This is a genomic window from Nonomuraea sp. NPDC050404, from assembly GCF_040655495.1.
In the GTDB taxonomy this organism is placed as follows: Bacteria; Actinomycetota; Actinomycetes; order Streptosporangiales; family Streptosporangiaceae; genus Nonomuraea.
In genome coordinates this window covers 83623-107656 of the sequence record NZ_JBFAKB010000023.1, presented here as the reverse complement: position 1 = coordinate 107656, position 24034 = coordinate 83623, and the positions used below count along the sequence as shown (strand labels likewise).

23 protein-coding genes and 1 other RNA gene are annotated in these 24034 nt (G+C 67.0%); 9 read left to right on the top strand and 15 right to left on the bottom strand.

The window, feature by feature from the left end; all coding sequences use genetic code 11:
- Positions 1 to 17: 17 nt before the first annotated feature.
- The 3 genes from AB0I81_RS45890 to AB0I81_RS45880 all read right to left on the bottom strand — a co-directional run bounded on the left by AB0I81_RS45890 (position 18) and on the right by AB0I81_RS45880 (position 4817).
- Positions 18 to 974, bottom strand: a complete 957-nt coding sequence (locus AB0I81_RS45890) for a WYL domain-containing protein (protein ID WP_360671753.1) — start codon at positions 972 to 974, stop codon at positions 18 to 20.
- A gap of 17 nt (positions 975 to 991) precedes the next feature.
- Positions 992 to 3211 (bottom strand): zinc-binding dehydrogenase, encoded by a 2220-nt coding sequence (locus AB0I81_RS45885; protein WP_360671750.1) that lies wholly within the window; start codon positions 3209 to 3211, stop codon positions 992 to 994.
- 172 nt (positions 3212 to 3383) lie between these two features.
- A complete protein-coding gene (locus AB0I81_RS45880; RefSeq protein ID WP_360671747.1) occupies positions 3384 to 4817 on the bottom strand; it encodes an Nramp family divalent metal transporter in 1434 nt (477 codons plus the stop codon).
- A 676-nt stretch (positions 4818 to 5493) separates the two neighbouring features.
- Between AB0I81_RS45880 and AB0I81_RS45875 the strand changes: the two genes are divergently transcribed.
- Positions 5494 to 5889 carry an SSI family serine proteinase inhibitor gene (locus AB0I81_RS45875; RefSeq protein ID WP_360671744.1) on the top strand — a complete coding sequence of 132 codons (396 nt, stop codon included), beginning with the start codon at positions 5494 to 5496 and terminating at the stop codon, positions 5887 to 5889.
- Between the two features lie 621 nt (positions 5890 to 6510).
- Here AB0I81_RS45875 and AB0I81_RS45870 read toward each other — a convergent pair.
- From AB0I81_RS45870 to AB0I81_RS45860, 3 genes are all read right to left on the bottom strand, one after another.
- Positions 6511 to 7620 (bottom strand): M20 family metallopeptidase, encoded by a 1110-nt coding sequence (locus AB0I81_RS45870; RefSeq protein WP_360671742.1) that lies wholly within the window; start codon positions 7618 to 7620, stop codon positions 6511 to 6513.
- Positions 7621 to 7983: 363 nt separating this feature from the next.
- Positions 7984 to 9012, bottom strand: coding sequence for a membrane dipeptidase (locus AB0I81_RS45865; protein ID WP_360671739.1), 1029 nt, complete (start codon positions 9010 to 9012; stop codon positions 7984 to 7986).
- 352 nt (positions 9013 to 9364) lie between these two features.
- Entirely contained in the window at positions 9365 to 10846 is a 1482-nt protein-coding gene (locus tag AB0I81_RS45860) for an NAD(P)/FAD-dependent oxidoreductase (RefSeq protein ID WP_360671737.1), read from the bottom strand.
- A 132-nt stretch (positions 10847 to 10978) separates the two neighbouring features.
- Between AB0I81_RS45860 and AB0I81_RS45855 the strand changes: the two genes are divergently transcribed.
- The 7 genes from AB0I81_RS45855 (at position 10979) to AB0I81_RS45825 (ending at position 15325) form a co-directional block, all read left to right on the top strand.
- Positions 10979 to 11764, top strand: a complete 786-nt coding sequence (locus AB0I81_RS45855; protein WP_360671734.1) for a Nif3-like dinuclear metal center hexameric protein — start codon at positions 10979 to 10981, stop codon at positions 11762 to 11764.
- Positions 11765 to 11766: 2 nt separating this feature from the next.
- Entirely contained in the window at positions 11767 to 12507 is a 741-nt protein-coding gene (locus tag AB0I81_RS45850) for a C4-type zinc ribbon domain-containing protein (RefSeq protein ID WP_360671731.1), read from the top strand.
- On the top strand, positions 12504 to 13853 hold the full coding sequence (locus tag AB0I81_RS45845) for a bifunctional RNase H/acid phosphatase (protein WP_360671728.1): 1350 nt from the start codon (positions 12504 to 12506) through the stop codon (positions 13851 to 13853). The genes AB0I81_RS45850 and AB0I81_RS45845 overlap by 4 nt, the downstream gene beginning before the upstream one ends.
- 52 nt (positions 13854 to 13905) lie before the next feature.
- Positions 13906 to 14297, top strand: an RNA gene (rnpB, locus tag AB0I81_RS45840) — RNase P RNA component class A.
- Between the two features lie 61 nt (positions 14298 to 14358).
- Positions 14359 to 14550, top strand: a complete 192-nt coding sequence (locus AB0I81_RS45835) for a hypothetical protein (RefSeq protein WP_360671726.1) — start codon at positions 14359 to 14361, stop codon at positions 14548 to 14550.
- Positions 14547 to 14768 (top strand): hypothetical protein, encoded by a 222-nt coding sequence (locus tag AB0I81_RS45830; RefSeq protein ID WP_360671724.1) that lies wholly within the window; start codon positions 14547 to 14549, stop codon positions 14766 to 14768. The genes AB0I81_RS45835 and AB0I81_RS45830 overlap by 4 nt, the downstream gene beginning before the upstream one ends.
- 401 nt (positions 14769 to 15169) lie before the next feature.
- Positions 15170 to 15325, top strand: a complete 156-nt coding sequence (locus AB0I81_RS45825) for an HNH endonuclease signature motif containing protein (RefSeq protein WP_360671721.1) — start codon at positions 15170 to 15172, stop codon at positions 15323 to 15325.
- A gap of 275 nt (positions 15326 to 15600) precedes the next feature.
- Here the strand turns inward: AB0I81_RS45825 and AB0I81_RS45820 are convergent, their stop codons facing one another.
- The 6 genes from AB0I81_RS45820 to AB0I81_RS45795 all read right to left on the bottom strand — a co-directional run bounded on the left by AB0I81_RS45820 (position 15601) and on the right by AB0I81_RS45795 (position 18108).
- The gene (locus AB0I81_RS45820; protein WP_360671718.1) at positions 15601 to 15894 is read right to left on the bottom strand and encodes a hypothetical protein; all 294 of its coding nucleotides are present in this window, start codon (positions 15892 to 15894) and stop codon (positions 15601 to 15603) included.
- Positions 15891 to 16088: a hypothetical protein gene (locus AB0I81_RS45815; protein WP_360671715.1), complete on the bottom strand. Its 198-nt coding sequence runs from the start codon at positions 16086 to 16088 to the stop codon at positions 15891 to 15893. Before AB0I81_RS45815 ends, AB0I81_RS45820 begins: the two co-directional genes overlap by 4 nt.
- Entirely contained in the window at positions 16085 to 16483 is a 399-nt protein-coding gene (locus AB0I81_RS45810) for a hypothetical protein (protein WP_360671712.1), read from the bottom strand. The genes AB0I81_RS45815 and AB0I81_RS45810 overlap by 4 nt, the downstream gene beginning before the upstream one ends.
- 78 nt (positions 16484 to 16561) lie before the next feature.
- Positions 16562 to 17401, bottom strand: a complete 840-nt coding sequence (locus AB0I81_RS45805; RefSeq protein WP_360671710.1) for a helix-turn-helix transcriptional regulator — start codon at positions 17399 to 17401, stop codon at positions 16562 to 16564.
- The gene (locus AB0I81_RS45800) at positions 17385 to 17915 is read right to left on the bottom strand and encodes a DUF6879 family protein (RefSeq protein WP_360671707.1); all 531 of its coding nucleotides are present in this window, start codon (positions 17913 to 17915) and stop codon (positions 17385 to 17387) included. Before AB0I81_RS45800 ends, AB0I81_RS45805 begins: the two co-directional genes overlap by 17 nt.
- Positions 17899 to 18108 (bottom strand): hypothetical protein, encoded by a 210-nt coding sequence (locus tag AB0I81_RS45795; RefSeq protein ID WP_360671704.1) that lies wholly within the window; start codon positions 18106 to 18108, stop codon positions 17899 to 17901. Before AB0I81_RS45795 ends, AB0I81_RS45800 begins: the two co-directional genes overlap by 17 nt.
- A 960-nt stretch (positions 18109 to 19068) precedes the next feature.
- Here AB0I81_RS45795 and AB0I81_RS45790 point away from each other — a divergent pair.
- Positions 19069 to 19512: a hypothetical protein gene (locus tag AB0I81_RS45790; RefSeq protein WP_360671701.1), complete on the top strand. Its 444-nt coding sequence runs from the start codon at positions 19069 to 19071 to the stop codon at positions 19510 to 19512.
- Between the two features lie 80 nt (positions 19513 to 19592).
- Here the strand turns inward: AB0I81_RS45790 and AB0I81_RS45785 are convergent, their stop codons facing one another.
- The 3 genes from AB0I81_RS45785 to AB0I81_RS45775 form a co-directional block, all read right to left on the bottom strand.
- Complete coding sequence (locus AB0I81_RS45785; RefSeq protein WP_360671698.1) at positions 19593 to 20420, bottom strand: alpha/beta hydrolase; 828 nt, start codon at positions 20418 to 20420, stop codon at positions 19593 to 19595.
- A gap of 379 nt (positions 20421 to 20799) precedes the next feature.
- Complete coding sequence (locus AB0I81_RS45780) at positions 20800 to 22878, bottom strand: catalase (RefSeq protein WP_360671695.1); 2079 nt, start codon at positions 22876 to 22878, stop codon at positions 20800 to 20802.
- A 100-nt stretch (positions 22879 to 22978) separates the two neighbouring features.
- Positions 22979 to 23881, bottom strand: coding sequence for a serine hydrolase (locus AB0I81_RS45775; protein WP_360671692.1), 903 nt, complete (start codon positions 23879 to 23881; stop codon positions 22979 to 22981).
- Positions 23882 to 24034: the final 153 nt, after the last annotated feature.

Below are 24034 nucleotides of genomic sequence, written 5' to 3'. Positions count from 1 at the left end.
TCCCGCTGACCGGCCCCTTACCGGCCGCTGACCGCGCGGCCGTACCGCTCTGACAGCCGCCGTACGTGCTCGGCCAGTTCCGGCGGGTCCAGCACCTCGAAGTCCACGTCCAGATACCCGACCCACACCGCGATCCCGTTCAGGTCATCGCCGCCCAGCCTGAGCAGGCAGGTGTTCTCATCCACCGGCTCGATCTCCAGGCCGGGCGCCAGCGCCCGCGCCCCCTCGGCCGGAGCATGCAGCAGCACCGTCGCCCGGTAACGCCACATCGCCGTATTGACCCCCTTGTCCACGTACGCCGCCACGTCGCCGTCCCCCGGCAACTCGCGCGGGCTGAACCGGGGCCCGGCGGGCGTGCGCGGGCGCAGCCTGTCCACCCGGAACGTGCGCCAGCCCTGCCGGTCCACGTCGTAGCCGAGCAGATACCAGCGCCCGCGCCGGTGCACCAGCCTGTACGGCTCCGCGTTGCGCGTGCTCACCTCGCCCTCGTGGCCGGTGTAGTCGAAGCGCAGCCGCTCGTGGTCGCGGGCCGCGTTCGCGATCGTGGTGAGCACGTCCGGCGGGACGGCCGGCGTGTTGAACCGTACTTGCACAGTGTAGGCGTTGAGCGCGTTCACCCGCCGCCGCAGCCGCGACGGGAGCACCTGCTCCAGCTTGGTCAGGGCGCGTACCGAGGTCTCCTCGATCCCCTCGACGCCGCCCCCGGCCGCGCGCCCGAGCCCCACCGCGACCGCCACCGCCTCCTCGTCGTCGAGCAGCAGCGGCGGCAGCGCCGCCCCCGCGCCCAGCCGGTATCCGCCCGCCACGCCCGGTGTCGCGTGCACCGGGTAGCCGAGTGAGCGCAGGCGCTCGACGTCGTTGCGGATCGTCCTGGTCGAGACGCCCAGGCGGGCGGACAGTTCGGGTCCCGTCCAGTCCCGGTGCGCCTGGAGCAGGGAGAGCAGCTTGAGGAGGCGGGCCGAGGTTTCCAGCATGCGCACCAGTGTGCCCGCTAATGCGGCAAGGAGGTTTCCGGGTTGATGATCAGCTTGCCGAGGAAGTGGCCGTGCTGGCTGCGGCGATGGGCGTCTGCGGTGTGCTCCAGGGGGAAGACCTCGGCGATCGGCAGCCGTACGTGCTGGGACTCGCGCAGGGCCTGGGCCGCGGCGGCGGCCCCGTCGCCGGTCGAGAAACGCACTCCCAGGCGTTCCGCGCCGATGCGGTCGGCGATCGTGATCACCCGGTTGGGGTCGCCGGTCAGCTTGACCGACAACTCCAGCTCACCCCTGCCCGAGGCATCCAGCACCCGATCGATAGAACGAGGCGACTCACCCTGGCCCGAGGCATCCAGCACTCGATCGACAGAGCGAGGCGACTCACCCCCGCCCGAGGCACCCGGCACCTGCTTGCCATCCCGCCCGCCTTCGCCTGCACCCCTGCCTCTGCCCTTGCCTTCGCCTCTGCCTCCGCTTTCATCCGAAGCAGGTCCTGGCAGGCGCCCCTCCAGTCCTTCGCCGTAGGTCACAGGGTGGACGCCGAGGTCGCGCAGGAAGTCGTGGTGGCGTTCGCTGGCGGTGCCGATGACCGAGGCGCCCCGCGCCAGGGCGAGTTGTGCGGCCGCCAGTCCGACGCCGCCCGCGACCCCGTGGATCAGCAGCGTCTCGCCCTCCTTGAGCGCGAGGTCGCGAAGTGCGCGGCGGGCCGTCTCGACGGCCACGGGCAGCGCGGCGGCCTGCTCGTAGGTGAGGCCGTCCGGCTTGGGCGCCAGCGCGTCTGCCTCGGCGATCGCGTGCGTGGCGACGGCCCCCGGCGCCACCTGCCCATATACCGGGTCACCCAGCCGAAGACCGGTAACCCCAGGGCCGAGCGCATCGACCATGCCCGCCAGCTCCATGCCGGTGCCCTGGGACGCGTCGGGCGGAGCACCGCGGAATCCCTCCCGCATCTTCCAGTCGATGGGATTCACCCCGGCCGCCCTGACCGCCACCCGTACCTGACCTGGTCCCGGCTCCGGCAGCGGGATTTCCATGAGCTCCAGCACCTCGGGCCCACCGCACCTGTCGTACCGGACAGCCTGGGCGGTGGCCAGCAGCAGGGCCTTGCCGACCAACTCGCGGGCCTCCAGCGCGGCGTGCGCCTCGCTCGCCCGCTCCAACGGCAACACCAGACCGACGGCAGTGGTGAGCCGACCCGCCACCGCCTCCTTGAACGCCTGCTCCGCCAGGCGGCTGAACTCGTCGGGCGCAAACATCACCTGCTCCATCCCGATCACCCGCACCTCACGCCGCTCAGCCAGCGCCGGATCGATTGACGCCGGCGCCCCACTGGGCACCCCGTAAGCGAAGAACCTCCCGCCCCGCCCCACCAACCCGAACACCGCCGCCCCAACATCCCCGCCGACCCCGTCAAACACGACGTCAAACTCCCCGACTCCCGCCTCCTCCGCCTTCTCGTAACTGTCGGCCTCCGCTGCCGCTGCTGCCTCCGCCTTCCCCGGCCCTACGGCCTTCGCCGCTCCGGCCTTCCCCGATACTGCGGCCTCCGCTGCTCCCGCCTTCTCCGACGCTCCAGTCCCTGCAGTCCCTGCAGTCCCCACAGGTTCCGCAGGCCCCGTCGTCCCTGCCGTCTCCGCTGCCTCTGCCTTCTCCGGCTCGGGGTAGTCGATGATCTCCGCTGCGCCCGCCTCAAGAGCCGCCCGGCGCTTGGCCGGGCCGTGGGCCGCAGCCGTCACCCGGGCACCGGCCGCACTCGCGAGCTGCACGAGCACCAGCCCCAGCGCCCCACCCGCCCCGGTGACCAGCACCCGCGCCCCGGGCCGCAGTTCGGCCGCCGTCACCAGGCTCAAGGCCGCGGGCCCGACCTGGAGAAGCGCCGCGGCCCGCCACAGCGGCAGCTCATCGGGCACCGCGACGACCGTCTCCGCATCGGCCACGGCCTGCTCGGCGTAGGCGCCAATGGACAGTTTCGCGGCCACCCGCCGCCCGACCCACCCGGCGTCAACCCCGTCACCCACCGACAGCACCCGCCCGGCCACACCCGTACCCGGCACGAACGGCGGTTCGGCGGGAAACCAGTCGCGCCCCCACCCGGTGCGGAGCTGGGCCTCGACGGACAACACATCCACCACCGAGACCCCGATCACGACCTGACCAGGCCCCGCCACGGGATCCGGCGCCTGACCGGCCACGAGCACCTCGGGACCGCCGAACTTCGTCACCTCGACAATTTTCATGCGCCCGAGTCTCGTACCTCAAGCTAACTTGAGGTCAAGCCGCACCAAGCTACGGGCCCCGTTGACCACCTCAACCGTTGACCGCATCAGCCGATCATGACGCCGACCGATCACCACGCCGACCGATCACCACGCCGACCGATCACCACGCCGACCGATCACCGCATCAGAATCAGCCGCCGAAAAGCTTCTGCGCCTGCGTGATGACGACGACCACGGTCAGCGTGCCGAAGAACGCCACCGACCAGATCAGCGCGCCCAGCCGGTACGAGCGCACCTTGATGGCGTCCGGCAGCGCCCGCCTGTTGAGGATGATCAGCAGGATCGAGTACACGAACATCATCACGGCCGCGAAGCACGCCGAGAACACCAGCAGGATGAGCGGCTGGTCCAGGCCCGCCAGCAGGATCGCGATCCCGATCAGCGCCATCGCCCAGACCGTGTAGAAGTAGACCCGGTTCACCGAGACGGGCCGGTCGCGCAGGTAGACCGTCTTGATCGTGTCGGAGGCCAGCCGCGAGGTGTAGTCGACGATGCCCATGGCCGAGGCGAACAGGGCCAGCGCCCCGATCACCCAGAAGAGCACACCGAACCACGTACCGACGGTGTCCATCAGCACCTGGCCCTCGACCTGCAGGAACCCGATGCTGTTCTCCAGCCCCTGCCTGCCGAACACCGTGGAGTGGGCCAGCATCGACATGAGCGCGATCGTCACGAACGACACCATGGCGAACGTCCACGCCTGCTCGACGTTCGCGAAACGCCACCACTGCTTCCACCGCGCCAGGTTCTCCTTTGTCGGCGCGAACTGGAAGCCGGTCGAGGAGACCGCCTCCTCGTGGCCGGTGACGGGGCTGACCAGGCGCGGCACGTACAGGCCCATGCCGAAGCCCTTGTCGCGGATCCAGTTGCTCTGGCACAGGTTCTGGCCGCCGCCGGCGCCCGCGTACGCGATGGCGCCCATCAGCACCGCGAAGTCGAGCGGCGGCACCGGGAACTGGGCTCCCACGGTCAGACCTCTGCCCAGCGCCAGCCAGCTGTCAGCGTTGATCGCGACCACGATCGCCACCACGATCAGCGTTGCCACCAGGGCGATCTTCACAAAGATCACCCGTTCCAGCATGGTGTAGATCACCGGCGCCATCGTGAGCCCGAACGCGATCACGATCAGCATGCCGATGGCGATCCACCGCACAGAGCCCTCACCGGAGCCGGTCAGGTACGTCACCATGGTCGCGGACGTGGTCACCCAGCCCGGCCACAGATTCGAGCAGAGCGTCATGATGACGAAGACCAGGCCCCAGTGTTTCCACATCCGGCTGAAACCGGTCAACGCGGTCTCGCCGGTGGCCAGGGTGTAGCGCTCGATCTCCATGTTCAGAAACCACTGGGTGATGATGCCGATCGCGGCACCCCAGATGAAGACGAGACCGACTTGTGAGGCGATGTACGGCCAGAGAATAAATTCGCCCGACGCCAGCCCCACGCCGGCGCCGACCAGCCCTGGGCCGATGATGCGCCAGGTCGATCGGGGCGGTTCTGGCAGGTCGCGGACGGCCACGGTCGGTAGGACTCGCGCAGGAACGGTGGGGGTGAATTCCGTCATGCGGATCTCCTTGGATCAGCTTGCCTATCCGCCACATTACAGAGATCCGAAACGCTGGTGGAATACCCAGTTAACTACCACCTCATATTCCCCACACCCCGCACCCCCAACCACACGCCCTCCACCACCTCCCACCCCACCAAGCACCTCCCACCCCACCAAGCACCTCCCACCCCACCATCCTCCAGCCCCCGCCCACCACCGAACCCTCATGCCCCAACTCCACGGCCACCGGCCCATCGGCCGGGCTCCGGATGCCAGGTCCCATCGAAGAGCCGGAAGACCTGCCGGACCTCACCGACCTCCCACGGTTCTAGTCGTCACCCCAATCCGACCCGCCGCCTCATCCAGAGCCCCATCTTCCACGTCTACGCCCACCACCCGACGAGCATCGAGCACCCGAGGCCCGAGTACCGAGGCCCGAGCACCCGAGGCCCGAGTACCGAGGCCCGAGTACCGAGGCCCGAGTACCGAGGCCCGAGTACCGAGGCCCGAGTACCGAGGCCCGAGCACCGAGGCCCGAGTGCTCGTCCATGACCGTCACCGATATCTCTCTGTATCAAATCAATCACTCTTAGCTGCTAACTCAACCCATGGTCTCCACGTGCTCACCGAGCGTATTCATGGTGGGGCGCGCCGTCCCGCCCGGGACGCCCCTTTGACCAGGGAGAACATCATGTCGCTCATACTGACCGTCGTCCGCAGAATGACCGCGCTCGGCCTGTGCACCGCCGCGACCCTGACTGCGCCGTTCACGACCCTCCCCGCCCACGCCGCCCCAGGCGCGAGACTCGTCATCACCGTCACCCCCCAAGCCGGCGGCGCGTACGCGATGCTCCTCACCTGCGATCCGGACGGCGGCCTCCACCCAAGCCCTCTCCAAGCCTGCGACGAACTCCGAGAGGTGGACGGCCACTTCCCCGCTCTGAACGTCGACCCCGGACCATGCCCGGACAACTGGGATCCGGTCGTGGTCGAAGCAAACGGCAACTGGTATGGCAGGCCGAACTCGTACTACAAGCGCTTCTCGAACTCATGCGAGATGACAAGAGCACTCGGCCCAGTCGTCTGACCGGCACCCAAAAGCTCCGATGCCTGTCCGCAGCCGCACCCTACGGACAGGCATCCCCACCACCCATCAACACCCGCCCCAACACCAACTACGGAAACCCGGTCCGATCCCTCAGCGCTCGGACAGAGCAGCCCGCACCAAGGAGCCCGCGCAAGAAGCGTTCACGCTTCGACCCGCCCCGCGACATCGGCCCCCAACGTCCCAAACCCCACGACCCAGCTACCCACGTCCGAGGCGCCGCACCCAGCCAAGACCATGCGGTACCGGGCCGATCGTGTTCCACCTGCCAGGCCCGATCGGGTCCCGTGCGATGCCGGGCTGATCGCGTCCGGGCTGATCGCGTCCGGGGTGCCCGCGTCCGAGGTGCCCACGCCTGTTCCCGTTCGGGTCCGTGCGGGGCAGAACTGACCGCGTCCGCATCCAAAGGTGCCCACGTCCGACTGAGTCCGTGTGACGTCGGCGTTACCGCGTCAGGTCCTGACCGCGTCCGAGTCTGGCAAGTCCCGATAGGGCCTTGCGGCGTAGGCCTGCCGCGTCCAAGCGTGCTGCGTCCGAGGTACCTGTGCGTATGGCGGGTTTCTGCGGTGCCCGGCTGGACGCGTCCGAGCCTGTCGGGTTCCATTAGCGGACGGCGTCGATCAGTGCCTGTAGTAGGGCCGTGCGGGCGGGCATTTCGGACAGGATTACGTGCTCGTGGTTTGCGTGAGCGCCGCCTCCCACTGCTCCCAGCCCGTCGAGTGTTGGGCACCCCACTCCGGCCGTGAAGTTGCCGTCGGAAGCGCCGCCGACCGAAGCCGAGGTCAGCGGGCCCAGGCCCTGTCCCGCCGCCAGTTCCTGGGCCAGGGCGAAGAGGGCGGCCGACATCGAGCCCTCCAGTGGGGGACGGTTGGGGCCGCCAAGGATCTCCAGGTGGGTGCCCGGGACCGACGGCTGGAGGGCGTGCATCGCCGCGTCCACCCGCTCCTGCTCCGCCGTCTCCGCGGCCCGCACGTCCACGCCGACCGTGGCCGCCGCGGGGACCGTGTTGAGCGTTGTGCCACCTGACAGGACCGTCGGTGTGACCGTGGTCGCGCCGGCGCCCATGCCGGCGATGGCCAGGATCTGGTGGGCCAGTTCGATGCCCGCGTTCGCGCCCTTCTCTGGTTCGAGCCCGGCGTGGGCGGCCTTGCCGTGCACGTTGAGGGTGTAGAGCGAGGTGCCCTTGCGGGAGGTCTTCAGCGCTCCGCCGTCGGCGCTGGCCTCCATGACGAAGGCGGCGGCCAGGCCCCGCGCGGTGTCCTGGATCAGCCCGGACGAGGTGATCGAGCCGACCTCCTCGTCACCGGTGATCAGCAGGGTGATGCCGTCGAGTGAGCCGAGCCCCGCCATCGCGTGGAACGTCTGCACCAGCCCGGCCTTCATGTCGAACACGCCCGGCCCTCTCGCCACCCCGTCCACCACGGACCACGGGTGTGTGGCGAGGGTACCGATGGGCCAGACGGTGTCGTGGTGTCCGAGCAGAAGAACCTTGGGGGTGCCGAACGACCAGCGCAGGTGCGTCACTCCGTCAATGACCAGGAAGTCCGGTGCGGTGCCAAGATGACGGGCGCCCATCGCGGCCACGACCTTCGCGCTGCGGGCGACGGCCTGCAGGTCACTGGAGAAGGACTCGCACAGGACCAACTCCTCCAGGTCCTCGGTCATGGCGGCGGCTGGTTGGGAAGCTGCTGCTTGGGAAGTGTTGTCAGTCACGCTGGTCGTCCCCCGTGAGTGTCGTCATCGGTTTGTGTCGCTGGTGATCGTGTTGAATCAGGTTGGTGGTTGCGCGGAGTTGGTCAGGCTGGTTGTCCTGCGGATACGGGTCAGGCTGGTCCTTTCTATAAGTGGCGTGAAGCCGGTGGTCTCTGGGCAGGAAGATCGAACCGGGTGGTTTGCGGATGAGGCCCCCTGCGGTGGCGGACGTGTCTGGGGGAGAGGTGCCGGTCACCACCCCCAGCACTCTCCGAAGCCCTGGTTGCCGCCGCTCTTCGAAGAACCGGTTACCTCAGCGCTCTGCGAAGAGCCGGTTACCCCAGCGCTCTCCGAGGAACTGGTTGCCCAGCTCCGAAGAATCGATCACCCAAGACGCTCTCCGAAGAATCGGTGCACGTTGCCGCCGATGATCTGCATGACGTCCTTCTCCGGCAGGCCGCGCGCCAGCAGGCCCTCGGTGACCATGGGCAGTCCGGCAGGTCCTTCCAGGCCCGGTATGGCCTGCTTCGGGTTCACGCCTCTGGTGTTGAGGTCCTCGCAGCAGGGCGGTGTCAGGTCGTCCATGACCTCGCGGATGAAGTCGGGGCCCAGGCCGACGTGGTCGATGCCGGCGATCGACACCATGTATTCGATGTGGTCGAGCAGGCGGTCGAGTGTCATGTCGCGCTCGTGCTCGGCGAGGAAGGGAGCGAAGAAGTTGACGCAGATCACGCCTCCTGTTTCGGCCACGCCGCGGAGTTGGTCGTCGGTGAGGTTGCGGTGGTGGTCGCGCAGGGCGCGGGCGGAGGAGTGGGTGGCCATGACCGGCTTGGTGGCCAGCTCCAGCACGTGGGCGACGCCGGAGGCACCCAGGTGGGACACGTCGAAGATCATGCCGAGCCGTTCCATCTCCTCCAGGGCGGCGGCGCCGCGGGAGGTCAGGCCGCTGCCCGTCGCGTCCTCGCCGCTGCCGTCGGCCAAGGGAGTGCGGCCCCAATGCGCGATTGAAGCGACCCGTACGCCCAGTCGGTGCATGGTGGAGATCAGCTCCACGCTCGCGTCGAGGCCCGGCATGCTCTCCAGCGCGAGCACCAAAGCGATCTTGCCCTCGTCGAGGGTGCGATCGATGTCGGTGCCGTCGACGCACACGCGTACGTGATCGGCGTTCCCCTCGGCCAGCACGTGAGCACACTCGATCATGCGCAGCGTCTGCCGCAGCGCACCTTCCGGCCGGTACTGGTCGTCGATGAAGACGGGGAGCACCTGGAGATTCACACCGCCGTCGAGGAGTTGTGGCAACCATCTCTCCCGGAAGAACGAGACCCACTGCGCCGGTGGCCTGGCGGAGACCGCCATGAGCAGGTCGTTGTGAGTGTCGGCCACTACGGTGCGTTGGTGCAGGGGAACGGTCATGCTTGGACGTTATCGCGAGGCCAGGACCTGCTCCAATGCGTCCCAGGTCCGATCTTTTGGATCACTTGTACGACCGGGGTTTGATGGAGTCGGGGCCACGACCCACTCCGGTTCGTCAAACCATCGGGCGTCGGTCGGTCCGGCACTCACGTCATCCCCCCGTGAAACCCCGCGCGTCGGCGGGCTCAACGGTCACCAAGCAGGCATTCGAGCGGCGGGAGAGGACCCTCGCTGCGGGCAGGCGGAGCAGGGCGGGCCAACGCAGGTCAGTGCGGGACAGGGCAGTGAGAGCCACGGGAGGCCAGGACCAAAGAGGTGCCCGGCCCGGCTCTCTGCGGTGATCGGCCAGGCGCTACCCGGTGCCGACGACCCGGTACGCCGGATGTGGTGGTCTGGCCGTGAGTCTGCGGTACAGCGTTGTTGGGCCCGGCCAGTTGTTGGTGACGCGGCCGTCAGCCGTCTTGTACCAGCTCTGGCACCCCGCCCCCCACACCATCCGGCGCATCGAGGCGTCGAGTTGCCTGCGCCAGGCCGCCATCACCTCGGGCCGCACTTCGATGGGACCGTTCGCGGCCAGGTACGGCAGGCAGGCCATGATGTGGTTCACCTGGCATTCGATCATGAAGATGATCGAATTGTGCCCCAGGTTGGTGTTGGGCCCGTACAACATGAACAGGTTCGGCAGCCCAGGCACCGATATGCCCAGGTAAGCCTCGGCTCCGTCCCGCCACCGCTCCTCCAGAGAACCCCCGTCGAGCCCGACGACCTCCATCGGGGAGAGGAACTCGGTGCTCTTGAAGCCCGTGGCGAACACGATCGTGTCCACCGCGTACGAACCCTCGGTGGTCTCGACGCCCTTCGGCGTGATCCGGACGATCTTGTCGGTCACCAGCGACACGTTCGGCCGGGTTAAGGCGGGATAGAAGGTGCTGTCGATGACGACGCGCTTGCAGCCGGGCGGATAGTCGGGTGTGAGCCTGTCCCGCAGTTCCGGGTCGGGTACCTGGGAGCGCAGGTGCCGCAGCGCCCGCTGTCTGAGCAGGTTCACGCTCCAGCCCTGGGCCAGCGCGGGATAGAGGGTGCCCTCGGCGTACCGGTAGATCCACTCCCGGTAGACCCGCTGCAGTCCCGGGACGAAGTGGAAGGCGAGTTTCGTCGCCGGTCCGAACGTGGCGTCCGGTTTGGGGATCACCCAGTTGGGGGTGCGCTGGAAGACGTACAGGTGCTCGGCCTGCTCGGCGACGCGCGGGATGAGCTGGGCCGCCGACGACCCGTTCCCGATCACCGCGACGCGCCTGCCGGTGAGATCGTGGTCGTGGTTCCAGCGGGAGGAGTGGAAGGAGACCCCGTCGAAGTCCGCCATGCCCGGAATGTCCGGAAGGCGGGGCCGGTTGAGCTGTCCTACCCCCATGACCACCACATCGAACGGCTCCACACGCTCCCCGTTGTCGCCCCCGTTCTCGTCGTCGTCAGAATCGGCGCAGGACGTGCTGAGCTGCCATTTCGCGCCGTCGAAGACGGCTCGCCTGACCTCCGTACGGAAGCGGATTTTTCCCCTGATGTCGTATTTATCGGCGCAATGTGCGAGGTAGTCGAGAATCTCGGGCTGCTCGGGATAGCGGCGGGTCCAGCTCGCGTACTTCTCGAAGGAGTAGGAGTACAAATGCGAGGGAATGTCGCACCCCGCTCCGGGATAGCTGTTGTCCCGCCACGTGCCACCGAGTTCCCCGGCCTTCTCGAACACCGTGTACGAACGGATCCCCGCCCGTTCGAGCTGGATCGCCATGCACAGTCCGCCGAACCCCGCTCCGATGATCGCGACGCTAGGTGCCATGCCACCCTCCGCAGGTCAGTAGTCACTTACGTTACGCCGAACCTCGTTCTGGCGACACCCCTCGCCACGCCCGCCACGTCCCGCCCCGGAGGCCGGTAGTCTGCGCGGGTGGCTGCTGCGACTTTGACGGACGTGATCGAGGTGCTCGAGGCGGCCTACCCGCCCGCCCGGGCCGAGTCATGGGACGCGGTGGGGCTGGTGAGCGGGGATCCGGCGCAACACGTGCGCCGGGTGCTGTTCGCGGTCGACCCGGTCGCCGCCGTGGCCGGGGAGGCCCTCGACTGGGGCGCCGACCTGATCGTCACCCATCACCCCCTCTACCTGCGCGGCACCACCACCGTGGCCGCCATCACGCCGAAGGGCCGGTTGGTCCACACCCTGATCAAGAACGACATCGCCCTCTACACCGCGCACACCAACGCCGATGTGGCCAATCCGGGCGTGTCCGACGCCCTGGCCAGGGCCGTGGGGCTGGTCGGCGACCTGGTGCCGCTGCAGCCCTTCCCCGACGACCCGTGGCGCGGCCTGGGCAGGATCGGGGAGCCGGCGGAGAGGATGACGCTGGAGGAGTTCGCTGCGCGGGCGGCCAAGGGGCTGCCGCGCACGTCCGGGGGCATTCGCGTGGCGGGCGACCTGTCGCGGCCGGTCACGCGCGTGGCGGTCAGCGGTGGCGCGGGCGACTCGCTCCTCGGCCTGGCAGCCGCCGCGGGCGTCGATGTGTTCCTCACGGCCGACCTGCGGCATCATCCCGCCAGCGAGTTCGTGGAGTCCGGCGGGCCCGCGCTGATCGACGCCGCGCACTGGGCGACCGAGTGGCCCTGGCTCGACAGCGCGGCGTCCATCCTGCGCGAGAGTGGCGTTACCGTTGAAACGCGTGTCTCCGCCACGGTCACCGATGCTTGGACAAGAGGATATTGATCATGAAAGCAGCCCCTGAGGCCCAGAAGCGACTGCTCGACCTGGCAGAGCTCGACTCCGTGATTGATCGGCTGGCGCACCGCCGCCGCACCCTGCCCGAGCTGGCCGAGATCGACGAGCGGTCGAAGTCGTACGCGAAGCTCGCCACCCAGGCGATCGAGGCCGAGACCGACGCCGGCGACCTCGCCCGCGAGCAGGCCAAGGCGGAGAGCGACGTCGACGCCGTGCGCACGCGGGCCGACCGCGACCAGAAGCGCCTCGACTCCGGCGCCGTGACCTCGCCGCGCGACCTGGCAAGCCTGCAGTCCGAGATCGCCTCGTTGCACAGGCGGCAGGGCGACCTGGAAGAGGTCGTGCTGGAGATCATGGAGCGCAGGGAGGCCGCCGACACCAAGGTCACCGACCTGGTGGCGCAGCGCGACGAGGTGCGCGCCGCCCTGTCCACGGCCGAGGACCGCCGCGACGCCGCGCTGGGCGAGATCGACAAGGAGGCGGGCGAGGTCCAGGGCCGCCGCGCGGGCGTCGCCGAGGAGATCCCCGCCGACCTGATGACGCTGTACGCGAAACTGCGTGACCAGTACGGAGTGGGCGCCGCCATGCTGCACGGCGGCCGGTGCCAGGGTTGTAAGGTGGCGCTGTCCATCGCCGAGATGAACCGCCTCAAGGCCGCCCCTCACGACGAGGTGCTCCGGTGTGAGGAATGCCGCCGCATCCTCGTACGTACGCCAGAGTCCGGCCTGTGACCTCGTACGTCATCGAGGCCGACGGCGGCTCGCGCGGCAACCCCGGTCCGGCCGGCTACGGCGCGGTGGTCATGGACGCCTCCGACGGCCAGGTGCTGGCGGAGGCGGCCGAGGCGATCGGCGTCACGACCAACAACGTCGCCGAGTACCGCGGTCTGATCGCGGGCCTGCGGGCCACGCTCGACCTGGGCGGTGACGGGGCGCGGGTGGCCGTCAGGATGGACTCCAAGCTGGTCATCGAGCAGATGGCGGGCCGCTGGAAGATCAAGAACGAGGGCCTGCGCCCGCTGGCCGCCGAGGCCGGCGGCCTGGTCAGGCGGCTGCGGGTGACGGAGTGGACCTGGATCCCCCGCGAACGCAACAAGCACGCCGACCGCCTGGCCAACGAGGCCATGGACGCCGCCGCCCAGGGCCTGACCTGGAAGGCGGGCGGCACCACGACCGCCACACCTGAGCCGTCCGGCCCGGCCTCCGACATCCCGGAGCCCGGCCGCTCGAAGTCCCGCGCATCGGCATCGCAGACCCCGGCCTCCGGCGGCTCAACGACCGGCGGTCCGGCCTCTGCGCCCCGAGCGGCGTCCCGTACGCACAAAGCGGCCCGGCAGACAGACCTCCTCGACGCGGGCGACATTTCCGAACTGTCCGCCCCCACCGCCTCCGTGGCCGCCGCCCAGCAGACCGCCAAGGCCACACCCGCGGGCAAGGGCACCGGCTGGGCCCCACCCACCCGCGTCGCCACCTCCCTGCTCCTCCTCAGGCACGGCGAGACCGAACTGTCCCTGGAACGCAGGTTCTCGGGCCGCGGCGAGGCCGAACTGACGGCCAACGGCCTGGCCCAGGCATCGGCGGCGGCCGGCAGACTGTCGCGCGACCCGTACCGTCTGGACGTGATCGTCACCTCGCCGCTCCAGCGTGCCAGGCAGACCGCGGCGGCGGTCGCCGAGCGCGCGGGCCTCGGTGTGGAGGTGTGCGAAGACCTCAGGGAGACCGATTTCGGCGCCTGGGAGGGCCACACGTTCACGGAGGTTCAGCGCCGCTGGCCCGCCGAGCTGTCGACCTGGCTCGCCGACCCGGAAGCGGCCCCGCCAGGCGGCGAGAGCTTCGCCGCAGCCGCACGCCGCGTACAGGCGGCCAAGGAACTGCTGGTGGAGCGGTACGAGGGCAAGACGGTACTCGTCGTATCCCACGTGACCCCGATCAAGCTGCTGCTCAGAGACGCCCTCATGGCGCCGCTGGAATCCCTCTACCGCATGCACCTGGACCTGGCGTGCCTGTCGCTGATCGAGTACTACGCGGACGGCCCGTCCGTGGTGAAGTCCTTCAACGACATCTCCCACCTGCGCTGACCGGGACCGTGCCGGACGCGCCCGGCACGGTCAGCTGATAAAGTCCACCAGACGAGTCGGCCGGGCAACCGCGTCGGGCCTCACGGGGCCCGCCGAGGAAGGTCCGGGCTCCACAGGGCAGGGTGGTCGGTAACGCCGACCCGGGGCGACCCGCGGGACAGTGCCACAGAAAGCAAACCGCCTTCCGGTTCTGCCGGGAGGTAAGGGTGAAAGGGTGGTGTAAGAGACCACCAGCGCCCACGGTGACGTGGGCGGCTAGGTAAACCCCACCCGGAGCAAGGTCAAGAAGGGACGCTCTTCGGGGCGTTCCGCGCGCGACGTTCGAGGGCTGCCCGCCCGAGTCGCGCGGGTAGACCGCTCGAGGCCGCCGGCAACGGCGGCCCTAGATGGATGGTTGCCCCTTCGCAAGAAGGACAGAACCCGGCCTACAGGCCGACTCGTCACCCATTCCTGGTGTCTACCTGGGGAAACAGTTGCCGGGCAGGGTGACGCTCTATACGATGCCGTGATTGATGAGATCGTTCAGCTTCTTGACGAGAACAAGATTCCCGAGCGTGAGCGGTTCATCATTGTGACGCCTCGAATCAAGGCCATGCTTCTGAAGTCGAGCAAGTTCATTGATGCGTCGCAGTACGGCTCCCCGGATGCGATCCTGAATGGTGAGATTGGCGGTTTGCTGGTTTCACTGTCCAGATGACCACCAACATCCCGCAGACCACGCCGGGCACGTACAACGTTGACATCATTGCGGGCCACCCGATGGCGACCACGTACGCCGATCAGATTCAGGAAGTAGAAAGCCTGCGCGATCCCGATGACTTCGGTCACATCATTCGAGGTCTTCACATTTACGGAGCAAAGGCGATTCGCCCTCAGGCGCTTGTAACCGCGAAGGTTGCCATTGCCGGTAGCTGATGCATGTTGATTAGCCCTTGCTTCGGCAGGGGCTTTTCTGCGCATGGGGTGGGGGTACTCCCATGACTGGAGCAAAGGAGAACGGTGGAGGGGGTGGCCTTCCCTGGACGTACGGGTCCGGGACTTTCACCCACTGATGGAGATCTACGCTGCGTAGCGGCCGGCCGACCTGTGCTTAATCAGCGGGTGGCGCTGATTCTAGTTGTCGAGAAAGGCCGAAAAACGGCCTGATTTTGAGGAGAAACGCGATACCGAGAGCCAGGCAGATTTGCAGCCGTGCGGACTGCATTAAAGTCGTGGTGAAGGCGGGCAAGTGCGCCGACCATCAGGAGGCTAGGGCGGTTGGTTGGCGAAGCTATGACCGCCGTTCCCGGCTCCGGTCGAACTGGACCACGTTGCGCATGCGCGTGTTGCGCCGTGACAAGTTCACGTGTGCAGTCTGCGGTGACGAGGCGAACGAGGTTGACCACATCGAACGGGGAGACAATCACGACCCGTTGAACCTTCAGGCCCTATGCGGGCCGTGCCACAAGCGGAAGACGCTCAGAGAGCGTTAGACGGCCCTGAGTGAGCCTGTGCGCGCATTGCAGAAAGACCCCTAGGGATTTCTTCCCTGGGGTCTTTTCTGCGTTACGGGGCTTTGAGCCCCGCCGCTAGCCGATCTTTGACCAACGGCGGGGCCTTGGAACCCCCGACCAGAACGGATGTCGCGTTCCGGGCGATGGCCGCGATCCTTCAGGCAGGAAACCCGACGGGTGTGGGTACGTCTGCCTGTCTGATCGGGGGCGTTGGCACCCCAGCTAAGAGGCGGCACCGCCTTAGCTGGGGGCGTCTATGATGCGCGCTGCTCCGTCACGCGCAGAGTGAAAAGCTCAGCGAGGAACGATTCTGCGATCGCGTCGGCGCGCCTCTTGGCCCTGGGCTTGTCGGCGAACTCTTCATCCTTCAAAGTCTTTCCGTTCGACATGGGCAGGTAGCAACGAAGGGCAACCTTCTTGCCTTTTGCGAAAAGCGCGAACGCTCTGATGTTCCCCGCGTAGCCGTACGAGATCCCGTCAAGGGGAAGCGATCCGGCCGCGTAGGGAGACGGCTCCCAGTGCAAGACGACGGTTGGTTTGTCGCTCATTGGTGCGCCTCCTGCTCTGCCAGCTTTTCCGCCAGTTCGTCGAGATCCCACGCGCGGAGGACGTTGGCGCTACCGTCGCCGAGCCGCTTAGGGGCAAGGGCCACATGCCGCCACGCATAGACGCACGCGATCGAATCGGTATTGATCTCCCAGGTGGCTTTGTACTTCTCTTGAAGCTCGTCGAGCGTTATCACGCCGATACTCCGGCGACGCGGGAAACGAAGGAAGCTACACGATCGGGATGGTTCGCGGAAATGATCTCTATGGGGTTGTCTCGCCCGCTCCAGCCGGGGGTGTATGGAAGCTCTACAAAGTAGCAACCTGAGCGCGCCCCGACGCTTATGGCTGCCGCCTTCCATCCGGCGTTCGCGTAGATCTTGAGCACTGGGGGATGCCAAAGTCTCTCGCCGGTTGCGTACAGCATGATCGGGCATCGGGTGGCGGCTTCCCTCATGATCAGTTGGGCGTTGATCCCGCTGGCCGTCAGATGCGTTAGAACCTGGTCAAGGGCTGCCGTGTGCCCTGCCAGCGCTTCCCCTGTGATCGCTTGGCAGTGCAGGAGCCCGTCTCCCGCCGCGTATGTAGCCATGGTTCGACGGTAGGAGCTAAACCCGAGGTCAGGCCAGGGAAATTCCCGTACTCGAATAAACTCGCTCTCGGTGGACGTTCAAGTATTACGCCGGTAGGCGGCCGTCCACTCCTGAAGGTGGCCCCTGCAATCTTCATCGAAGACTGCGATATTTTCGTACATGTCAAAGATCTGCCTATGCTGGGCTATGTCGCGAAAGTCTTGGAAGACTATTCGACCCGTGAATGTCTCGACAGTCGCAAGACGGTCATCGTAGACCGTGAACGTATTCAGTGGGCCTCGTGGGAGTTCTACACTGAATGGGACAACGCCGATTCGCACCGTTGGGAGATGGGATAGGGACGCAAGCCGTTCTATCTGAACCGCCATGGCGTGAGCTGAGACAATGCCCCACCTGATCGCTTGCTCGGTCAGAATGAACGTAAATGACTTGGACTCGTCATATAGAACGGCTTGCCGTTCTATCTTCTTTGAGATTGTTTTCGAGGTATCAACTGGACGGCCGGTTAGGCTGGCTCGGATGTACTCCGGAGTGGCGAGTAATGCGGTGATCATAGATGGCAGGAAGTAGCGCAGTTCTGTTGCGCCTGCCTCCAAGGTGGCCAATTCACTCTGTCTTTTTTCAAGTCCGCGTCGCCACGACGACCGGTTATCCTGCCACTCGGTATTCGCCATGCGAGCTAGGGCGGTTACTTCGCTGATGATCTCTTGCGGGGCACCGACCGCATGGAGGATGCTCGCCACGTCAGTTGCTGACGGCGTGATCTTGCCCGTCTCTATCTTGCTGACCTTGCTTTGAGACATGCTGCACAGCCGTGCAAGCCGGACTCCCGTGAGCCCGGCTTGCAGGCGAAGGTTCTTTAGTGACTCCGCTAGGTCCTGCTTTGATCGCCCTAGCTGATCAGGATCTAGCGTCACCGTGTTCTTTCAGATATTGCTCGTACGGAATGGATGTCTCCAGTGCTATGCGTTTCCATTCTCGGTAGGACTCGATGCTGGCATCAATCAGCTCTCGATTTATCTGGGTTCCGTCTGGGCGGAAGTTCAAATGCACGATGGTTGTGTTATCGAGCATCCACCAATCTTGATTTACGGGGATGCCAGGGTCGTGGTCGGTGATATCGAGAACTCGCACATATTCCCCAGCCTCGATATTTCCGGGGATGCTCCATGCGAACTGATATTGCTGATATTCGGTCATCGGACGCCGCACAATGCGCACCCGACCTATGGTCTTTCCCGCAGCGACGAATTCGGCCACTCTCTTTCGCCATGCTGCGTTGTGGTCGGCCGGCTTGGGTTCGCCGCGTTGGAAGCGGGCGATTCTTTCAGCCTCGGCGGGCATGGAATAGGAGGGCTGAGTTTCCAGTCGAAAGGCGTCTTGTTCGAATGAATTGAACAGGTTCTGCCAGGCGTCACCATCCAAGAGCACGGAACGCCTCCCTGAGGGTGCTCTCGGGAATTTCGACCGCGAATTCCCCCGCAGGTACTTTCAGATGCTCAAAACCGTCTCCCTGCACGACGAACGTTCCCCGGTTCGTCTTATAGACGTTGGGACAGTCGTTGTCGTCGCAGTCGCCGTCTCCATCGCCAGTGAGCCGAGTCCACTCGGGCTTGTCGGTCATCGCTTTCCCTTCCGCCTTGGGCCGGATGGACGCCTTCTGACCGTAGAAGGGGCATCTAAGCTGGTCAACCCATGGACTCGAATATTCCTGTTCTGGAATAACGTGTACGGGGCTGATGTGCCCCGCAGTCGTCGATGCCGGATCTTCGGAGCATGACGAAGCCCCCGCCATGCGGCGGGGGCTGTGGGTGGCTCTGCGGTCTTCTCAGGGGGGTACCGAGGGTGTCGCCCTCGTAGGCGTTCACCAACTCCCAGAGGATCGACAGAGATCGGCCTGCGGCACGGTTGCGAGTCCTCTCGTCTTCGGGTCGCCGGTAGCCATGGGCTTCGAGAACCGCGTACAGGTCGTGCAGCAAGCCGAAGGTGAACCGCTCGTCAGAGCTGAACATGTGGTGTCTCTCCTCCTGGTTGAACCCCCGCTGACGCGTCATCGCCGCGTCATCAGAAGGGGTTGGAACGGAGGGAAGCGGGCTGAAACCGGATGAAACCCGCTTACCCATCCACCAGGGCAGACACCAGGGGAGTGAATCAGGCTGAACTAGCCTGAGCTGGGCTTATAGCCCTCTCGTTCTTCCCGGCCTACAGGCCGACTCGTCACTCCATCCCTGGTGCTGCCTGGGGAAACGGTCGGGCGCCTCTTCCGGTTCGAGGTGGAGGGCATCCCTTGTGAAGCTTTGAGGCGCAGATCTAGGTTGGGATCGTTGGAGTCTGGTCTGAGAGCCTTCGGGTTCCGCAGCTCAAGGAGGGTGGGTGTGGAACCGCTCCCGGATACGTCCCGGAGCGCGAGAATCCCGTGACCCCACCCTCCTTTAATCATCCATCACGGGAGCTTTCCGGGCGCGGGCTACGAGCATGGGCGCGCGCGAGAGCATTCTGAGGCGCGATCCGGGCGACATACCGAACACATACCGCGCCTCAGTAAGGTCGCAGGCACCTGATCGATAGTCAAAAGGGAGCGATCATGCACAAGATTGCGCGCCGCGCCATTCCGGTAAGTGCCGCCGCGATTGCGGCGACGGTCATCGGCTTAGCGACCGCTTCGCCCGCGAGCGCCGTCACCTGGTACAGCGCCCCGCCCACCGGCGCGACCAACGTCGTCAACATGGCCTCCAAGTCCCTGCCTGATGGCGGCACGCTTCAGGTTCGTCGCGGCAATTACGGAAACTACGCGTACTACTGGGGCCGGGTCGCGTCTCCGAACTCGTACTACAACACCGGTCACGTGCTGAAATTCGGCCTGGCCGACAAATCCAGCGTGACGTGCGCCAGTAAGGATTCGACCAGCAAGGACATCAACACCACGACTTACACGAGTGCCACCCGGGTAAAGGGTAATTGCCTCTACTATGCCGAGGTCATCAATAGCAGCGGAAGAGTTGTCGCCCGCGCACAGTACAGCGCGTGAGAGCGGTCACCGTGGTCGCCACCGTCTGACGGCCGGGCCGCCGTGCGACCACGGTGATCACGCTTGTACGTCGGAGCAGGTCAGCCGCGCAGGAACTCCAGCAGGTCGGTGTTGAACTTCTCCTTGTCGCCCGGCACCAGTGCGATGCCGTGCGAGCCGCCCTGGTACACCTTGTAGGTGCAGTCCGGGATGAGCTTGGATGATTTGTCGCCGGCGGCTGCGATGGGTACGACCTGGTCGTCGTCGCCGTGGACTACCAGGGTGGGGATGTCGAACTTCTTCAGGTCCTCGGTGAAGTCGGTGGCGGAGAAGGCGTCCACGCAGGCCACGCCCGCCTGGATGTTCTCGGCCATGGCCATCAGCCAGAAGGCGTCCTTGTTGCCCTGGGTCACCTTGTTGCCCGGCCGGTTGGCGCCGAAGAAGCCGTCGGCGGAGTCCTTCCAGAACTGCGAGCGTTCGGCGAGGATGCCGGCCTTGATCTTGTCGAACACCTCCTGTGGGGTGCCCTCGGGATTGGCGTCGGTCTTGAGCATGAGCGGTGGCACCGCCGACAGCAGTACCGCCTTGGTCAGGCGGGACGTGCCGTGCCGGCCGATGTAGCGGGCCAGTTCACCGCCGCCCATGGAGTGCGCCACCAGCGTGACCTCATGCAGGTCCAGGGCGTTGATGAGATCGGCCAGGTCGTCGGCGAAGGTGTCGAAGTCGTAGCCGTCCCATGGCTGGCCGGAGCGGCCGTGGCCACGCCGGTCGTGCGCGATCGCCCGGAAGCCGCCGTCGACGACCGCCTTCATCTGGTCGTGCCAGGCGTCGGCGTTCAGCGGCCAGCCGTGGATGAACAGCACCGGCGGGCCGCTGCCCCAGTCGTAGAAGTAGATCTGCGTGTCGTCACGGGTGGTGATGTAAGGCACCGTGAACCCCCTAGTGTCGAGCTGGTGTCTGTCGATGGAAACTGCGGGCACGGCCAGGCCACCCGCGCGGCGCCGGTTCAGGCAGGACAGCACGGGTGGCGGACGCATCACCCACCGCAGGCAATACCGCAGTTCAACGCCCGATTAAGGCCAATGCCGGGTCTGCGGCTCTTTATCAGCTCGCCCGGATCCCTCCCATCCGGTCTGCGGGCCCGAATCCTCCCGTTCGTTCGGCCAGTCCGTTCGTTCGGCCAGTCCGTTCGTTCGGCCAGTCCGTTCGTTCGGCCAGTCCGTTCGTTCGGCCAGTCCGTCCGTTCGATCGGCCCGTCCGTTCGGCTTGCGTGATCAGTGGCGCGTCTCAGGCGGGGAAGGGTGCGTCTCAGGCGGGGAAGGCGGCCACCTCTCGGTCGTGGTGGCGGTGCTGGAGGACGGCGGCGACGAACTGAGCGGTGAAATCCCCGCTGCCCCCGGAGCCGCCCGCCCCGGAGCCGCCCGCCCCCGAGCCGTCCGCCCCGGAGCCGATCACGCCTTGGTGGCCGGGCAAGGCGGCGGCCCGGAGCAGTGGCTCGCCGTCCGGCAGTGCGCCGATGGTCTTGCCGTGCTTGAACGCCTCGCGTACGAACTGCACCGCATGCCCGTCCCCGGTCAGCCCCTCGCCACCAGAACACAACACCGCGTCGTACAGTACCGACGAGACCGCGCTGAGCTGCTTGTCCACGGCCAGCGTGCCGACCATGCCCTCGTGCGGCGCGATCACATCGCACACCGCCTTCCCGCTCTCCAGCTCCTGCATCACCGGATAGAGCCGGTCCACGTCGGTGCCGTCGCTCACCAGGATCGCGATCTTGCGGGTCTCCAGACTCGCGGGCTGGCCGGTCTGGCTGAGCGCGGGGGAGGACTTGCCGTGGTTGCCGCCCTTCGGTGCGGGGCTGGGCAGGCCGAGCCCGGCGGCCACGTGCGCGGCCAGGCCGGTGTCGACGTTGGTCAGCCGTTCGACGACCTGCTCCTTGATGTAGCGCCGCTCCACGTGTCCCAGCTCGAACAGGAACGCCTTGACAATGTGGTCCTTCTCCCAGGCCGACATGCTGTTCCAGAACAGGGTGGCCTGGCTGTAGTGGTCGTCGAAGCTGGGGCTGCGCTTGCGGATCTTCTCGCCGTCGACCCGTTCCGTGTAGTGCCGGAACACCCCGCTCATGTCGCCGGCCAGCGCTCCGGTCGCGGGGCAGCCGCCGCTGATGGAGTTCTTGGAGTAGCTCGTACGGCTGGTGTGGATCATGTGCTGGTGGAAGCCGTCGCGGTTGTCGTTGTGCACCGGCGCGACCGGCCGGTTGATCGGGATCTGCTGGAAGTTCGGCCCGCCCAGGCGCAGCAGCTGCGTGTCGAGGTAGGAGAAGTTACGGCCCTGCAGCAGCGGGTCGTTGGTGAAGTCGATGCCCGGCACCACGTTGGCGGTGCAGAAGGCGATCTGCTCGGTCTCGGCGAAGAAGTTGTCCGGGTTGCGGTTGAGCGTCATCTTGCCGACCGGCCGCAGCGGCACCTCCTCCTCCGGGATGATCTTCGTGGGGTCGAGCAGGTCGAAGTCGAACTTGTGCTCGTCCTCCTCCGGCACCAGCTGCAGCCCCAGCTCCCACTCCGGGTAGCTGCCGGTCTCGATCGCCTCCCACAGGTCGCGGCGGTTGAAGTCGGGGTCGTTGCCCTGGATGCGCAGCACCTCGTCCCACACCAGGGAGTGCGTGCCGAGCTTCGGCCGCCAGTGGAACTTCACGAACGTGCCCCGCCCCTCCGCGTTGACCAGGCGGAAGGTGTGCACGCCGAAGCCCTGCATCATGCGGTAGCTGCGCGGGATGGCCCGGTCCGACATCAGCCACATGATCGTGTGCAGGGTCTCCGGCTGCAGCTGTACGAAGTCCCACAACGTGTCGTGCGCCGACTGCGCCTGCGGGATCTCGTTGTGCGGCTCGGGCTTGACCGAGTGCACGAAGTCGGCGAACTTGATCGCGTCCTGCACGAAGAAGACCGGGAAGTTGTTGCCGACCAGGTCGTAGTTGCCCTGGCGGGTGAAGAACTTGGTGGCGAAGCCGCGTACATCGCGTACGGTGTCGGCCGAGCCGCGCGAGCCCGCCACCGTGGAGAAGCGCACGAACACCGGCGTGACCAGGGACGGGTCGCACAGGAAGTCGGCGCAGGTGTACTCGGCCAGCGACTCGTAGACCTGGAAGACGCCGTGCGCGCCGGAACCGCGCGCGTGCACGACCCGCTCCGGGATGCGCTCGTGGTCGAAGCGCATCACCTTCTCCCGGAGGTGGAAATCCTCCAGGATCGTCGGGCCGCGCTCCCCGATCGACAGCGAATTGTCGGTGTCGTCGATCCGCACACCCTGATCGGTGGTGTATCGCGTGTCGGCCGAATCGACCCTGTACTGATCGAGTTGCTGCTGCTTGTGGCTGTTGTCCGTCACGGGTCCCCCCGGTGTCGAAGATGCGTCAGGACCGGGGGTCACGGCCGTTCATACCCGCGCCCGTTCCCCCCGCAACCCCAGTGCCCCGGCGGCGGCGTCCTTATCGAGCGATTCGCGCGACGGCCTCGGTGACGAGTTCGCTGACGTGCTCGACCGCCTTGACCCCCGCCCCCATCGACGGATTGCGCCGGGAGACGACCGCGATCAGGTACGTACGCCCCCGCACCCGTACCCGCCCGATGCTGTTGACCGTCCACCGCCCCCCGTCGCGCTCCCGTGGCAGCCACCCGTTCTTGACCGCCGCGTCCGCCTGCCCGCCCCCGGCCGCCGCGCTCACCCCCCACGCCTGTTCGGGCGCCACGTCCCGCATCAGCCCCAGCACGTACCGCCGGTGCCCGGCCGACAGCGGGCTCTTGGCCGAGACGAGCGCGTTCAGCAGGCGCACCTGGTCGGCGGCGCTGGTCGTGGTCGATCCCCACGCCCCGCCCGGTCCCGGGCGGGTGGCGCGCAGGCCGAGCTTGCGGTTGGCGGCGGCCAGCCCCGGCGCGCCGCCGATCGCCGCCCACAACCGGGAGGCGGCGTCGTTGTCGCTGACCTTGATCGCCTGAGCCGCCGCCCGCCGCTCCCACCCCGTCAGGGCGCGCCGCTGGCGCTGCGCGCGCAGGAGCAGCGCCACCACGATGTTGACCTTGACGATGCTGGCCGCCGCCGTCCGCAGCCCCCGGTTGTAGGTGTAGGACAGACCGGAGGACGGCTCGCGTACGGACACGGAGAGATCGCCCGGCAGCTTGTCCAGGTACCGGTCGAGGGATCGGGTGAGCGGCTTCTTGTACGACTGCGAGGGCTGTACGGGCCGTACGGGCTTCGACGCCCCGGGCGTTGAAGTGACGGCCACGGGGGCGGGCGAGAAGGGGACGGGCGCGGGGACGCCGCTGGAGCTGAGCAGGGCCAGCGGCGCGACGGCGGCCACCAGCGCGACCCACGCCCGGAGCTTCGCGGGCACCGCCTACGCGAACGGGCCGGGTGCTGCCATGAAATGCATGGGCAGCAGCATTTCGGCCCGGCTGTTTCCCCGGCGTTAGCCAGGTGACGAGGGGCGGAGACGGCGATCCCGCTGTCGGGCTACCATCGGCAGCCCCCGTACGGGGGCCATAGC